The 13,504-nt window shown below is 63.3% G+C and carries 13 protein-coding genes and 2 pseudogenes; 10 read left to right on the forward strand and 5 right to left on the reverse strand.

Annotated elements, in window-relative coordinates; all coding sequences use genetic code 11:
• The first annotated feature begins 121 nt into the window (after positions 1–121).
• The 9 genes and pseudogenes from H2O14_RS22140 (at position 122) to H2O14_RS22175 (ending at position 6,996) form a co-directional block, all read left to right on the forward strand.
• The gene (locus H2O14_RS22140) at positions 122–907 is read left to right on the forward strand and encodes a DeoR/GlpR family DNA-binding transcription regulator (protein WP_182829601.1); all 786 of its coding nucleotides are present in this window, start codon (positions 122–124) and stop codon (positions 905–907) included.
• Entirely contained in the window at positions 904–1,470 is a 567-nt protein-coding gene (locus H2O14_RS22145; RefSeq protein WP_182829602.1) for a BadF/BadG/BcrA/BcrD ATPase family protein, read from the forward strand. The genes H2O14_RS22140 and H2O14_RS22145 overlap by 4 nt, the downstream gene beginning before the upstream one ends.
• A complete protein-coding gene (locus tag H2O14_RS22150; RefSeq protein WP_182829603.1) occupies positions 1,452–1,838 on the forward strand; it encodes a hypothetical protein in 387 nt (128 codons plus the stop codon). The genes H2O14_RS22145 and H2O14_RS22150 overlap by 19 nt, the downstream gene beginning before the upstream one ends.
• 22 nt (positions 1,839–1,860) lie before the next feature.
• The gene (locus H2O14_RS22155) at positions 1,861–3,111 is read left to right on the forward strand and encodes an extracellular solute-binding protein (protein WP_182829604.1); all 1,251 of its coding nucleotides are present in this window, start codon (positions 1,861–1,863) and stop codon (positions 3,109–3,111) included.
• Positions 3,111–4,013, forward strand: a complete 903-nt coding sequence (locus H2O14_RS22160; RefSeq protein WP_182829605.1) for a carbohydrate ABC transporter permease — start codon at positions 3,111–3,113, stop codon at positions 4,011–4,013. Before H2O14_RS22155 ends, H2O14_RS22160 begins: the two co-directional genes overlap by 1 nt.
• Positions 4,013–4,862 (forward strand): annotated as a pseudogene (locus H2O14_RS22165) (carbohydrate ABC transporter permease). Before H2O14_RS22160 ends, H2O14_RS22165 begins: the two are co-directional and overlap by 1 nt.
• Before the next feature lie 107 nt (positions 4,863–4,969).
• Positions 4,970–5,302 (forward strand): annotated as a pseudogene (locus tag H2O14_RS29600) (SIS domain-containing protein); the annotation flags it as partial.
• Between the two features lie 24 nt (positions 5,303–5,326).
• On the forward strand, positions 5,327–5,818 hold the full coding sequence (locus H2O14_RS29605; RefSeq protein WP_409526970.1) for an SIS domain-containing protein: 492 nt from the start codon (positions 5,327–5,329) through the stop codon (positions 5,816–5,818).
• A gap of 122 nt (positions 5,819–5,940) precedes the next feature.
• Positions 5,941–6,996 (forward strand): ABC transporter ATP-binding protein, encoded by a 1,056-nt coding sequence (locus H2O14_RS22175; protein WP_182829607.1) that lies wholly within the window; start codon positions 5,941–5,943, stop codon positions 6,994–6,996.
• A gap of 33 nt (positions 6,997–7,029) precedes the next feature.
• Here the strand turns inward: H2O14_RS22175 and H2O14_RS22180 are convergent, their stop codons facing one another.
• The 4 genes from H2O14_RS22180 to H2O14_RS22195 form a co-directional block, all read right to left on the reverse strand.
• The gene (locus H2O14_RS22180; RefSeq protein WP_182829608.1) at positions 7,030–7,830 is read right to left on the reverse strand and encodes an ABC transporter permease; all 801 of its coding nucleotides are present in this window, start codon (positions 7,828–7,830) and stop codon (positions 7,030–7,032) included.
• On the reverse strand, positions 7,827–8,771 hold the full coding sequence (locus H2O14_RS22185) for an ABC transporter permease (RefSeq protein ID WP_182829609.1): 945 nt from the start codon (positions 8,769–8,771) through the stop codon (positions 7,827–7,829). Before H2O14_RS22185 ends, H2O14_RS22180 begins: the two co-directional genes overlap by 4 nt.
• A 115-nt stretch (positions 8,772–8,886) precedes the next feature.
• A complete protein-coding gene (locus H2O14_RS22190) occupies positions 8,887–10,002 on the reverse strand; it encodes an ABC transporter substrate-binding protein (protein ID WP_182829610.1) in 1,116 nt (371 codons plus the stop codon).
• A gap of 33 nt (positions 10,003–10,035) precedes the next feature.
• Positions 10,036–11,145: an ABC transporter ATP-binding protein gene (locus tag H2O14_RS22195; RefSeq protein ID WP_182829611.1), complete on the reverse strand. Its 1,110-nt coding sequence runs from the start codon at positions 11,143–11,145 to the stop codon at positions 10,036–10,038.
• 346 nt (positions 11,146–11,491) lie between these two features.
• Between H2O14_RS22195 and H2O14_RS22200 the strand changes: the two genes are divergently transcribed.
• Positions 11,492–11,854, forward strand: coding sequence for a hypothetical protein (locus H2O14_RS22200; protein ID WP_182829922.1), 363 nt, complete (start codon positions 11,492–11,494; stop codon positions 11,852–11,854).
• Positions 11,855–12,043: 189 nt separating this feature from the next.
• Here the strand turns inward: H2O14_RS22200 and H2O14_RS22205 are convergent, their stop codons facing one another.
• Positions 12,044–13,504, reverse strand: a complete 1,461-nt coding sequence (locus H2O14_RS22205) for an aldo/keto reductase (protein ID WP_182829612.1) — start codon at positions 13,502–13,504, stop codon at positions 12,044–12,046.

Here is a 13,504-nt window from a genome sequence, read left to right on the forward strand (position 1 = left end):
CAGGCTAGAAATGCGATGAACGATCAATAACGCTCAAAAATATGATTGACAATGATTCATTTTCAAGAAATCTTGTGACGAGATTGAACGCAGAGCCTCCCATAAAGGGGTAGTGAGCCGCATGAAGCCAGACCGCGCCCAAGCCATCCGCCAGTTCCTGTTTTCCAACGGCTCCTCCTCGATCGCCGCCATTGCGCAGGCTGTCGGCGCGTCCCTGCCGACGCTGCGCCGCGATCTGGCGGAACTCGAAGAAGCGGGCGTAGTGGTGCGCACGCATGGCGGCGCGCGGTTGGCGGATCAGTTCGAGGTCGAAGTGGCGTTCGAACAGCGCGAGGCGCAGGCTCTGCTCGCCAAGCGCGCCATCGGCGACCTCGCCTATGACATGCTGCAGCCGGGAACCTCGATTTTCCTGGATTCCGGCACGACGGTGCTGCAGCTCGCGCGGCGCATCCGGGTCAATCCGCTGCCGCTCAATGTCTTCACCAATTGTTTGCCGGCGGCGCAGATGCTCATCGACGTGGTCGGCGTCAAGGTCACGCTTCTCGGCGGTCAGTTGCGCAAGGAAAACTCGTCCGTCGTGGGTCCTCTGGCGGAGGAGATGCTGGAGCGACTGTGGTTCGGCCAGTTGTTTCTCGGCGCCGGCGCAATCGCCGTGGACGGGGCGATGAGCTCCGTCGACGAGAACGAGGCGCGGCTGAATTCCGTGATGATCGCACGGTCGGAGCAGCGCATTCTCCTATCCGATTCCAGCAAGTTCGGTCAGCGGCTGACTTACCGTGTCGCCCCGATGACAGATCTGCAAACGGTGGTGACGGATACGGGACTCTCCGCCGAATGGTTCGACCGTCTGGGCGCCTTCGGTCTCGACGTGCGTCAGGCGGACCTGCCGCAGGCGGTTGCGGCATGACCCTGATTTTCGGGCTCGATTCCGGCGGCAGCAAGACGATCGCCGCGGTGGCGACGGCGGATGGCGCTGTCCTCGACGTCTGGCGCGGACCTGGCCTCGATCCGATGGCGGGCGAGGGCTGGACAGCCGTGCTGGCGACGGCGGTCGACGCTCTTTGCGGAAATCGCAGTTTCGCCTCGAGCGTGCTCGGTCTCTCCTGTCATGGCGAGATCGACGCGGTTTCCGCCCATCAGCGGGCCGTGGTCGCAGCGCATTTTTCCGGCCCTCATCTCGTGCTCAACGATGTCGAGGTCGCCTGCGACGCCGCCTTTGCCGGGCGTGACGGCGTGCTCTTGCTGGCCGGCACCGGCAGCATGGCCTGGGCGAAGGTTGCCGGCCGGAGTGTGCGCTTCGGCGGCTGGGGCGAGGCTTTCGGCGATGAAGGCTCGGCCTTCTGGATCGGTCGTGAAGCCCTGTCGCTGGCGAGCCGTGTCCTGGACGGGCGGCTCGACGATCCCTCGGGCGAGGGGCGGCGCTTCGCCGAGGGCGTTTTGCCGCCTGCGGCGTGTCCGCGGTCGACCTGATCGAATGGGCTTTCAATCGGGGCAATCGCCGAGCGGATTATGCGGCGCTCGCGCAAACGGTGTCGGCGATGCGCGAACAAGGCAACGACGTCGCCGCGGTGTTGCTCGACGCCTCAGCGGACAGGCTGGCCGAACATGTGTTCGCCGCCCGACGCGCTCTGGGAGCGCCCGATCTCGACTGGTCCTATGCCGGCGGCGTCTTTCGGTCCGCCGGGCTTCTCGCCGCGACCGCCAAGCGGGCCGGAGAACCCGTCACGCCCAGACTACCCCCTATTGGCGGCGCGCTCTGGCGTGCTGCCGAACATGCCGGACTGCCCATCACGAACAGCTTTCTGGAGACGCTTGCCGCATCGCTTGAAGACCACTAACCACAACAGGAGATAAATGAACATGAAACGTCGTACGCTGTTGTCTGCCGCCGCCGCACTGGGATTGGGCGCGGCATTTCTTCCTCTTTCCGCCTTCGCCGCAGAACCTTTGTCGGTCCTGCTGCCGCCATGGGTCACGCTCCCCAAGGAGATGACCGACAAATACACCGCCAAGACCCAAGGCGCGCTCGACGTGCAGACGCTGGGCTGGGACGAGATCCGCACCAAGATCGTCACCTCGATGATGGCCAATACCGCGCCCGCATCGGCCACCGAAATGGATTGGTCCTGGGTCGGTCAGTTCGGCAGCGCCAACTGGTACGACGATCTCTCGGGCATCCTCAGCGAGGATCTGAAGAAGGATCTGCCGACCACCTCGATCTTCACCTTCGACGGCAAGCTGATCGGCGTGCCCTACAACAACGATTTCCGCGTGCTGATCTACAACAAGGCGCATCTCGCCAAAGCCGGCGTCACCGATGCGCCGAAGACGCCGGACGAGCTTCTCGCCGCCGCCAAGGCGGTCAAGGAAAAGGCCGGCGTGCAATATCCGATCGGCCTGCCGCTCTCGGCCACCGAAGGGGCGGCAACCGCCTGGTACCTGCTGACGAAGGCGTTCGGCGGCGATCTGTTCGACAAGGACATGAACCCGCTGTTCACCGACAAGGACAGCGGCGGCTACAAAGCCATGGCCTTCGAGGTTCAGGCGCTCAAGGACGGCCTGATCGATCTGGCCTCGACCTCGCTCAAGGATGTCGAAATCCAGGAACTGTTCAAATCCGGCAAGGTCACCTTCGACGTGGCCGGTTGGGCCGGCAATCTGGCGGTCTATTCCGACGCGTCCAAGTCGCAGGTCGCGGCCGACGCAGCCGCCGCGCTGGTGCCGAATGTCGACGGCAAATCGCGCACCATCGGCCTGCCGGGCGCGCTGGGCGTCCCGGTATCGGCCAAGGACAAGGAGGCTGCGCACGCCTTCATCAACTGGATGCTCGATCCGGAAACGATGGAGAACAACTACCTCAAGCTCGGCAATCTGCCCACCCGCATCTCGGTGCTGGAAAAGCTCAACAAGGACGGCAAGCTTCAGCAGGGCGATACGCTGATCGCCCAGGCGGCGCTCGTCGAGCCGCTCTTTGCCCAGGGCACGCCCGGCTGGTATCCCGAGTTTTCCGCAGCCGTGGCGACAAATCTGAACGCCGCCGCCAAGGGTCAGCTCTCGATCGACGACGCGCTGAAAGCGATCGCCGACGCCGCCAAGGAGGCGCAGCAGTAATGGCGACAAGCTTCTTCAAGAAGCGCGTCTTCCTGGATAGGGAGGCGCGGCTCGGCCTCGGCCTCTCTCTTCCCATCATCCTGATCATGGGCGGGCTGGTGATCCTGCCCCTGATCGTCACGATCATCGACAGCTTCTATCGGGTCGAACCGATGAAGCCCGGCACGCCCTTTGTCGGCCTGCGCAATTACATCAATCTGATGTTCGATGAAAACGTGCTGGCGAGTTGGAACAACACGTTTCTCTATGTCGTCATGGCCGTCACCATCGAAACGCTGGGTGGGCTGGGCGCCGCGCTCGTGCTGCACAAGGCGCGCATCGGCCGCCGCTGGCTGCTGGCCGCCGTGATCCTGCCCTGGTGCCTGCCGCCGGTGGTCAACGCGATCATCTGGCTGTGGATCTATAATCCGAGCTACGGCCTGTTGAATGGCATTCTGAAAAGCTTGGGCGTCATTTCGGAGAACCAGGTCTGGTTCAATGATCGGCTGACCGGCTTGTTTCTGGTCGCGGTGGTGCATGCCTGGCGCATGCTGCCGCTCACCGCCATCATCCTTCTCGCTGCGCTGCAATCCATTCCGGCCAATCTTTACGAAGCGGCCCGTCTGGACGGAGCCTCGCCCTGGAAGCAGTTTAAGCTCATCACGTTGCCGTTGATCTCGAGCGGTCTTGCGATTGCGCTCAGCCAATCCACGGTGTTCGCCTTCAATCTGTTCGATGAGGCCTGGATCCTCAACGGCAGCTCGATCGGCACGCGCAGCCTGATGGTGCAGGTTTACATGTCCGCTTTCCAGAACATGAAGTTTTCGCTCGGCATGGCGCTGTCGATCCTCGCAATGATCGCCTCGCTGATGGTCTCCGCCGTCTATGTCCTTCGCGTTTATAAAGAAACGAGGTTCGACTGATGCGCCGCCTCGGTTTCTATGTCGCCGTCGTCCTGCTGCTGGTCTGGTCGCTCGGGCCGGTCTATTGGGCGCTCGCCACCTCGCTGACCCCGCCCAATGCACTGATCAGCGATCACCTGCGGCTCTGGCCGGAGAACGCGACGCTTCAGCACTACGCCAAGCTGTTCGGCGCCACGTCCGTCAGCCAGGGCAATGAGGTGCAGTCGGTCTGGCCGCAGTTCTCGCGCGCCTTCATCAACAGTCTCGTCACCTCGCTGGCGGCGACGCTCGCGACCGTCGCGATCGCCGCATTCGGCGCATGGGCTTTCGTGCGGCTCAAATTTCCGGGGCGGGATTTCGTCTTTGTCATCATCGTCGCAACGCTGGGCGTGCCGGCCTATACCGTGATGATCCCGCTCTATCGCATCATGATCGGCGCGGGCCTCGTCGACACCTATCTCGGCGTGACGCTGATCTATGTCTCCGCCTTTTTGCCCCTAGCGCTCTGGCTGATGCGCAGCGTCTACCAGTCCATGCCGCTGTCGCTCGAAGAGGCGGCCTGGCTCGACGGCGCTTCGAAACTCTACACGCTGGTGCGCATCGTGTTGCCGCTGGCCGGTCCCGGCCTCGTCGCCACCGCCATTCTGACCTTTCTCTCCGCCTGGGGCCAGTTCATGGTGCCCCTGGTCTTCTCGCCGACGCTCAGCACCAAGCCGCTGACCGTCCTCATTCCGGAATTCGTCACCCGCAACTATGTCGATTACGGCCTGATGAACGCCGCCGGCGTCATCGCCATCGTTCCCCGTCTTGCTGGTGATTTTCCTCAACCGTTTCCTCGTGCAGGGCCTGATGGCCGGCGCAAGCAAGTAAAGGACGCCCTCATGAACCTCACCGAAAAAGTCATCCGCGAACAGTTTCCGTTCTGGGAAATGGCGCTCGCGCAGCCGCTGCCTTCAGTGCCTGGTAAGACCGTGGTGATCACCGGCTGCGGCACTTCCTATTATCTCGCCCAGACGATCGCTGCCGCCTTCAACCACAATGGCCGCAACGCCATCGCCGTGCCGGGCGCCGAATGGGCGCGGCGAATGGGCGACTATCTCGCCGATCGCGGCGATGTCTGCGTGATCGGTCTGTCGCGCTCCGGCACGACCACCGAGACCGTCCAGGCCATCGAGGCGTCGCGGAATGCGGGTCTCGCGACCATCGCCATATCCTGCGAACCGGACAGCACGATCCTCAAGGCCGCCGACACGCCGATCTTTCTGCCGACCCATCAGGAAGAAGGCATCGTCATGACCGTGTCCGCTTCCCTGATGCTGCTGGCCGGCCTGCGAATGGCGGGGGCGTCGCTGGGCGCGATCGCGGAAGCCGAGGCGGCGCTTGAGGCGGCGGACGCCTGCGTTCCTCTGATCCGCGGACGCAGCCATTACGTCTATCTCGGCGCCGGCCCGCTCTATGGCATGGCGACGGAGGGCTGCCTGAAATTGCAGGAAATGTCGATCACCTTCAGCCAGGCCTTTCATCCGCTCGAATATCGCCACGGCCCGATCAGCCTGATCGACGAAAACTCCGTGGTCGTCATTCTCTATTCGGTCGATACGCTGGAGGAGGAATCGCGCGTCGCCGAAGACGTTCGCGCCAAAAGCGCGAAGGTGATCGGCTTGGGCGGTCCGGGCGATCTGGAAATTCCGCTGTCGCAGACCGGTCTCGGTCGGGCGCTGGAGGTGCTTCCCGCGCTGCAGATCATCGGTGAACGCGTGGCCAACCAGAAGAATGTCGACACGGCGGCCCCGCGCCATCTGAGCAAGGTCGTCGTTCTCGGCTGATCCGGCCCCACCCATCTCGCTGTCGGTCGGCTCTGCGGTTCGCCACACGGCCGACCGGTGCGACGGCTTTATTTTCCCGGCGCTTTCGAGCGACCCGGCTGCACTTCTCCGAAGAGGACGTCATGGCGCAACTCTCCATCAACACCGTGGAAAAGGCCTATGCGAAGGTCAAAGTCATGCACGGCGTGAGCTTCGACGTGGCCGATGGCGAATTCGTCGCGCTGGTCGGACCCTCGGGCTGCGGAAAATCGACGCTGCTGCGCATGGTGGCGGGTCTGGAGACCATCACCGGCGGCACGATTTCCATCGGCGGCAAGATCGTCAATGACGTCGAGCCGAAGGACCGTGATCTGGCCATGGTTTTCCAGAACTATGCGCTCTACCCGCATATGACGGTGCGAGACAATATGGGCTTCTCCATGAAGCTTCGAAATGCGCCGAAGACGGATATCGATGCGCGCGTGGCGGAAGCGGCGGCCATTCTCGGCCTGTCCGACTATCTCGACCGCTTGCCGAAGGAACTGTCCGGCGGCCAGCGGCAACGGGTCGCCATGGGCCGGGCGATCGTGCGTCAGCCCGCTCTGTTTCTGTTCGACGAGCCGCTGTCGAACCTCGACGCGGCCTTGCGTGTACAGATGCGGGCGGAGATCCGCGCGCTGCATGACCGCCTCGGCTCCACCTCGATCTTCGTGACCCATGATCAGGTCGAGGCCATGACTATGGCCGATCGCATCGTTGTGCTGAGGGCAGGGCGGCTGGAACAGGCGGGCGCGCCGCTGGAACTCTATGATCGGCCGGCTAACTCTTTCGTCGCGGGCTTCATCGGTTCGCCGGCCATGAATCTCCTGGCCGGAACCGCCGCCGAGGGAAAACTGCGGATCGTCGGCCAGATCGACATCGACGCCCGAACGACGGCATCCGGCCCGGTGCTGTGGGGCATCAGGCCGGAGCATCTCGACCTCGTCGCGCAGGGAACGCCCGGCGCGCTGAGCGTGTCCGTCACCGCCGTTGAAAACACAGGCCACGCGACGTTCGTGATGGGAGACATGGCGGGCGTTCAGATGACTGCGCTGTTCACCGATCGACCTTCGATCCAGCGTGGAGAGACCATTCATCTCAAGCCACGCGCCGGAAAGGACCATCTGTTCGACGCGTCCACCGGCAGAAGGCTTGACTGAGGAAGACCGCCGCCGCGTCGGCTCGCTCTCGGTTCACTTCGACTTGAGGAAGATGTCGAGCCCGACGAGGCGGTCGAGCAATGCGATCGCTGCGCCCGCGCAGGCGATGAACACCACGGAGATGGCGGCCAGATCCGGTGTGATGATCGAGCGGATCGAATTGTAGATCTGCACCGGCAGCGTCACGCTTCGCGCATCGACGAGGAGCAGGCTGACCAGGAACTCGTTGAGCGCCAGGATGAACATCAGCAACGAGCCTGTGATCACGCCCGGCAGCACAGCGGGAAGCGTGATGTAGAAGAAGGTTTGAAGCGGCGGGGCGCCGCAATTGGCCGCCGCCAGCTCCAGATCCGGCGACAGATTGCTGGCGCTCGCCGTGACCGCCCAGATCATGAAAGGCAGGTTGATCACAGCGCAGGCAATGCCGACGGGCCAGAGTTGGCCCAACACGCCCATTTGTCCGAACGCGAGCATCATGCCGATGCCCGACCCGATCAACGGAATTGTAAAGGGCAACAGCAGATAGACCTGAAGGGAGCGGGCGAAGCGCACCCGATATTTGGCGAGCGCGATCCCCGCCAATGTGCCCACCGGAATGGAAACCGCGGTGCAGATGGCCGCGACGATCAACGAACGAACGAATGCCTGGCGCAGGTCGCCGGCCTGGAGGATCTTGGCGTACCATTGCAGCGATAGGCCATCCGGAGGAAAGGTGATGATGTTGCCGGCGGTGAACGAGGCTCCGAGGACGACGATGGTCGGCGCCGAAAGCATGATGAGCGCGGTGGCCACGAAAGCCCAGATCACGATCGATTTGCTGCGGGCGCCGGTCATTTGCGGTCGCCGCCCATGGACAGAGTTCCGGCGCCGAACAGCATGAAGACGACCCCGACCAGGATCGAGCCGACCGCGACGAGCAGTAGCGAAAGCGTCGCGCCCAGCCCCTGATCGGACGTGCGGAAGAACTGGTCGTAAATGGCGTTGGCGATGAAATCCTGTGTGCCGCCGCCGAGGATCGCCGGAATGGCGAAATCCGTCAGCGACAGGGTCAGGACGACGAGACCAGCTCCGACGAGGCCCGGTTTGGCCAAAGGCAGCAGAACGTGGAGGAAACTTCGTCCCCAACTCGCGCCCAGCGAAGTTGCCGCCGCCTCGAGTTCCGCCGGGATGGCGGTCAAGGCAGGAGCCAGCATCAGCACAGCGAAAGGCAGCATATATTGGACGAGGCCGAAGAGAACGGCCGGATAATTGTAGAGAAGGCGCATCGGCTCGACGCCCACCAGGCCGAGCGCTTCGTTGACCATGCCCTGATTTCCCAGAATGATCAGCCAGCCATAGGCGCGCACCACCTGACCGATGAAGAACGGCAGAAACAGCGCCACCAGCAGAAATTTGCGCAGCGCCGAAGACGGCGTCCGCACCATCAGATAAGCGTAGGGAAAGGCGAAGATCAGCGTGATCACGGTGACGATCAGCGCCCCCACCAAGCTGCGACCGGCTACCGTGATGAAAAATTTCTCGGTCATCGCGCGCTGATAATTGGCGAGCGTATAAGTCTCGGACATCAGGAACGTATTGGTGTCGAGCGTCCTGAGGCTTGCATCGCCGATCTGGATGAGGCCGAGCACGAGCAGGCCCACCAGCACGACGGCCGGCAGCAACATCAGATAGGGCAGCGTCCTCCGGAAGCTGGTCGGCCACAGGACGGCTGCGAGCCGTTCGAAGACATCCATGACGCGCCACGTCAGAGGATAGGCGACACGGGAAGCGCGCATGAGTCCGGTCCTTTTGCCGTTCACGAGGCGGAGAGAAGGCGTCGCGATGACGAAGATGGATTGCAGGGCGAAGCGGAAGGCCCGCCGCCTCGGAAGGCGGCGGGCGCCACAGGGATCAACCCTGCATGATTTCCTTGAACTTGGCGAACCACTGGCTTTCGTTCTCGACCTGGACCTTCGACGAGATGCGGATCAGATGTTTGAACTGCTCCTCGGTCGTCGGATAGGACGGGTCGTTTGCGAGGTCGGCCGGGGGCTTCACGCCCGGAATGACGCCGGGCAGACCGAGTCCGTCGAGCCAGATCTGCTGGGCTTCCTGGGTCAGCGCATGGTTGATGTATTGCTTGGCCCAATAGAGCTCGTTCTCCGGAAGTCCCTTGGGGATCCAGAGACCGTCGGTATCGAACTTCGCCCCTTCCTCGGGCACCACCCAGGCGATCTCGATGCCGTTCTTCTTGGCTTCGCGGGCGTTGGTCGAAATCGTGCAGGCGGCGTCGATCTCACCCTTCTGGAACCATGTGGTGAAGTCGGGATCTTCACCCAAGAGCGGCTGCTGTTCCTTGATCTTCGAAATAAAGTCCCAGGCCGGCTGCATGTTGCCCGGGATGTCCTCGAGCTTGCCGCCGCCGGCGACCTGGGCCGGGAAGTGGAAGCCGATGCCGTCGTTGTACAGCGCGATGCGCCCCTTCAGCTTGGGGTCGAGCAGATCCTTCCACGACTTCGGCGCGCCGTTCGGGAAGGCGGAGGGGCGATAGGCCAAGACATAGACATAGCCATAGGTGTTGACGATCGGGTAGCCGTCGAGGCCAACAGGCTTGGCGAGGTCCGTCGCGTTCTTCAGGTTCGGCAGATCCGAGAGATCCTCCGTCACGCCCCGCAGCGCCGACTTGGTGGCGTTGGTGGTGGTGTCCCAATTGATGTGGATCGGCGGAACGCGCTTCTGAGCGACGGCCGCCCAGACTTTTGGCTGGATTTCGTTGTCTTCGGTCAGGTCGTGGCGAACCGCAATTCCGGTCGCCTTGGTGAAGCTGTCGGATACGCCGGCCTTGAGCGCATCCACCCAGCTTCCGCCCCAGGCGCGCACGATGATTTCGGCGGGCTTTTCCGGTTCCTGGGCGAAGGCGCGGCCGACGCCGAGGGTCGACAGACCGGCGGACGCGCCGGCCGCCGCCATGGACGCCAGTATGGTGCGGCGACGGAGCGGGGCATTCATAGATTTTTCATGCGACATGTAACACTCTCCTCTGGCTCGACCTTCTGAGGGTCATTTTTGAAAGACATGCATATCCCGTGCATTCCAGCCCAGACAGACCTCCTCCCCGGGACTGAACTGCAGATGCGTCTCGGGATCGTGATCGAAGACGCGCATGAGCGCGTCCCCCAGTTCCCCGACACGGATTTCATAGACGACACGCTCGCCTTCGAAAATGCAGTCGACGACGCGCCCGGCCACCACCGTTTCCAGGCCGGCGAGACCGTCGCCCTTTACGGCGATGCGGACCTGCTCGGCGCGCACTGCCCCGGCGCAGCGGGAACCTACCGCAAGCTTCGGATCGGCGGCGACGCCGGCGAGGCGTCGGCCATTCGATTCGATCGCCGCCGCCGGCGCCGAGAGATCGACGACCCTGCCGTCGATGAAATTGGTGACCCCGATGAAATTGGCGACGAAGGCGTTGGACGGCGTCCGATAGGCGTCGACGGGCCGCGCATTCTGCTGGATCTCGCCGTCATTCATGACGATGACCTCGTCGGACACCACCAGGGCCTCCCGCTGATCGTGGGTGACATTGATCGTCGTCACGCCGAGTTCCTTTTGGATACGTCGAAATTCGAGCTGCATCTCTTCGCGCAGCTTGCGATCCAGCGCGGCCAGCGGTTCGTCGAGCAGCAACAGGTCCGGTTCGAACACGAGCGCGCGGGCGATGGCGACACGCTGCTGCTGGCCGCCCGAGAGCTCGCCGATCCGCCGGTCGCCATAACCGCCGAGCCGAACGAGGTCGAGATATTTTTCGACCTTCTCGGGGATGACGCGGGCGTCGTGGCGACGCATTTTCAGCGGGAAGGCGATGTTTTCCCCAGCCGTCATATGCGGGAAGAGCGCGAGCTTCTGGAAGACCATGCCGATGGCGCGCCGATGCGCCGGCACCGCGCTTACCGGGCGGGCGCTGATGAAGATCTCGCCGCTGGTCGGGCGGTCAAAGCCGGCGATCATGCGAAGAAGCGTCGTCTTGCCTGAGCCGGACGGACCCAGGATGGTGAGAAAGCGCCCTTTGGGCAGATCGAACGAGGCGTTCTTCACAGCCTGGACCGCGCCGAATTTCATTCCGACATTCTGAACGGAAACAGCGATCTGGTCGGCGGCTGCAGCGCCCATGGCATGTCCCCCTGCGTATCTCTGCTCGGAGTTTTTCTCCGAACGCCATCGGCTGGCGGTCTTTCGGCCCGGACCAATTGGGCGTTCGATGACAGATGTATAAACATATTCATACAAGTGTCGTCAATCGACCATCGGGGAAGTCGGCCCCATTATCCGCCGCGGTGAATGTATGCGGCGGCGGCGATGTGAACGCGTAGCGGACGGTATGAGCGGCTCGTTGCGAAGGCCCAAAGGCGCGGCATTTGGATCTTGTCCCGGCTCCCTCCTTGCGTCGCCCGCCATTGGAGGTAAACTGATGGCGTTATCGACATGGAAAGCTGGGAGGAGCGACTTCATGAGACGGATGTGGCCTGACGACCTCGACTTCATACTGAACGACGCGGAGGAGGTGACGCTTGAGGAGCCGGGAAGCGGCGAAGCCGGTTCGGCGAAAGAGGGGCATGGGTCGCGCCAGGCGTTGCGCCTGAGGATTACGCAGCAGGATTTCGAGCGGATCTGGCCTTTGGCCGAAGCGCGCTACCGGCTGGGCGGCGCCCGGCTCGGCAAGGCGATTACGCTCATCACCACCAATCCGCACTATCATCGTTGGCACCCCACGGACGGCGGCGTCGAGGAGCATGTGAGCGAGAGCGGCCGGCAGGTGACGACGAACTATGTCATCGTCCATTTTCTCCTCGACGATGTGCGGGAGACGGTCGACGCCTGAGAACGAAGACCTCGCTTTTTCGCGAGATAAGACATCTCCGCCGGAACAAGGAGGCGGAGATGTCTGAAAGCCGGCTTCAAGCCTTTTGTCGAGCGGCGACGACGTCCTTTCGTCCCACCGGCAAGGCGGCGCAGCCTTGCGATTGGCTCTCGCAATCCTTCCAGCTTGGCGAAACCATCCGGGGGCGGCTCAGCCGACCACCGCTTCCGCTTCGATCTCGACCTCATAGTCGCCGATCAGATTGCCGGCCTCGATCAGCGTGTTGGCCGGCAAGACCCCGCCGAAGACGCGGCCATGGGCGCGCGACACCGGTTCCCATTGATTGGCGTCCTTCAGGTAGATGCGGGTGCGCACCACGTCTTCCATCTTGCCGCCGAGCGGGGCGAGCGAGGCGGCGATCTTGTCGAGGATATAGGTCGCTTGCGCGCCGGCGTCTCCCGGGGCGACGCAGCGGTTGGCGCCATGCGTGGCGGTGGTGCCGGAGACGAGAATGCGGTCGCCGACGCGGACCGCGCGGCTATAGCCGGCGATCGGCTCCCAGACGCTGCCCGAGGAGACTCTGAGACGATCAGGGCGTCCCGGCACGGGAACGGCCTGGTAGACCGAGGGGATCGCGTCGAGATGATGGCTGAGGTCGCCGGACGCCGTGAGGAATGGCGGCTTGCGATATTCATCGCCGCAATCGCCGGGAATGGGCGTGGTCTGCGCGAAAGCCGCATTGAGCGCGGCATGGTCGTCAGCGTCGAGCGCGAAGCGGAAGACATTGAGATTGTCGTCGCGATGCTCGCTCTCTCCTAGGCGCGCGCCGATGATCGTGGCGGCGACGGCCTCATGTTCGAGCACCCAGCGGCTTGCGACATTCGACAGCGAGACATTGTGCTTGCGACCGATGCTTGAGGCGGCGCGGAGGATCGCCTGATAGGGCTCCCAGCCGCCGGCCGCATCGATGAAGCGCTTGTATTTCGACCGGCTCCAATCGGCGATCTCGGTGGGTTCGGGCTTGCCGAGCCACTTTTCCGAGAGGAAGCCGCCGCACAGCGTGCCATAGGCGAGAAGCTTCACGCCGGATCTGGCGCAGACGCGCGAGAGATCGCCGGCGGCGCGGCGGTCGATCAGCGAGAAAGATACCTGATTGCTGACGATCTCGATGCCGTCGGCCAAGGCCAGCGCCAAATGCGCCGCATCGACATTGGTGAGGCCGAGCGCGCCGATGAGGCCTTCTTCCTTCATCGCCTGCATTTCATGCAGCGCGTCGAGCCAGGCCGGATGTTCAAACGTCCACCAGTGAAATTGCAGCAGATCGATCTTGGAGACGTTCAACCGCTCCAATCGCTCCTCGACGCCGCGCCGCACGATCTCGCGGGTCATCGGGCCGGGCTCGGGGCACCATTTGGTAAAGGCGCGCGGTCTGTCGGCGGTGTCGAAGCGGGCCAGCAGGCGGCCGGTGATGATCTCGGCAGAGCCGTAATGATCGGCCATGTCGAATGTGTCGAAGCCCGCCTTCGCATAGGCGGCCAGCGCATCGGCGCCGGTGTCGGGATCGATGGTTGCGCCGTTCTTCTCGATATCGGCGACCTGCCAGAGGCCGCAGACGAGGCGGCTGATCTCCAGATCGGGAGTGAGGCGGATACGGTCGGGGCGGGCGGTCAT

Source organism: Rhizobium sp. G21 (assembly GCF_014158035.1).
GTDB lineage: Bacteria > Pseudomonadota > Alphaproteobacteria > Rhizobiales > Rhizobiaceae > Rhizobium_E.

Coding starts and splice junctions, on each gene's coding strand:
- H2O14_RS22140 (WP_182829601.1), top strand. CDS start 122: ATGAAGCCAGACCGCGCCCAAGCCATCCGCCAGTTCCTGTTTTCCAAC.
- H2O14_RS22145 (WP_182829602.1), top strand. CDS start 904: ATGACCCTGATTTTCGGGCTCGATTCCGGCGGCAGCAAGACGATCGCC.
- H2O14_RS22155 (WP_182829604.1), top strand. CDS start 1,861: ATGAAACGTCGTACGCTGTTGTCTGCCGCCGCCGCACTGGGATTGGGC.
- H2O14_RS22160 (WP_182829605.1), top strand. CDS start 3,111: ATGGCGACAAGCTTCTTCAAGAAGCGCGTCTTCCTGGATAGGGAGGCG.
- H2O14_RS29605 (WP_409526970.1), top strand. CDS start 5,327: ATGGCGGGGGCGTCGCTGGGCGCGATCGCGGAAGCCGAGGCGGCGCTT.
- H2O14_RS22175 (WP_182829607.1), top strand. CDS start 5,941: ATGGCGCAACTCTCCATCAACACCGTGGAAAAGGCCTATGCGAAGGTC.
- H2O14_RS22180 (WP_182829608.1), bottom strand. CDS start 7,830: ATGACCGGCGCCCGCAGCAAATCGATCGTGATCTGGGCTTTCGTGGCC.
- H2O14_RS22185 (WP_182829609.1), bottom strand. CDS start 8,771: ATGCGCGCTTCCCGTGTCGCCTATCCTCTGACGTGGCGCGTCATGGAT.
- H2O14_RS22190 (WP_182829610.1), bottom strand. CDS start 10,002: ATGTCGCATGAAAAATCTATGAATGCCCCGCTCCGTCGCCGCACCATA.
- H2O14_RS22195 (WP_182829611.1), bottom strand. CDS start 11,145: ATGGGCGCTGCAGCCGCCGACCAGATCGCTGTTTCCGTTCAGAATGTC.
- H2O14_RS22200 (WP_182829922.1), top strand. CDS start 11,492: ATGTGGCCTGACGACCTCGACTTCATACTGAACGACGCGGAGGAGGTG.
- H2O14_RS22205 (WP_182829612.1), bottom strand. CDS start 13,504: ATGACCGCCCGCCCCGACCGTATCCGCCTCACTCCCGATCTGGAGATC.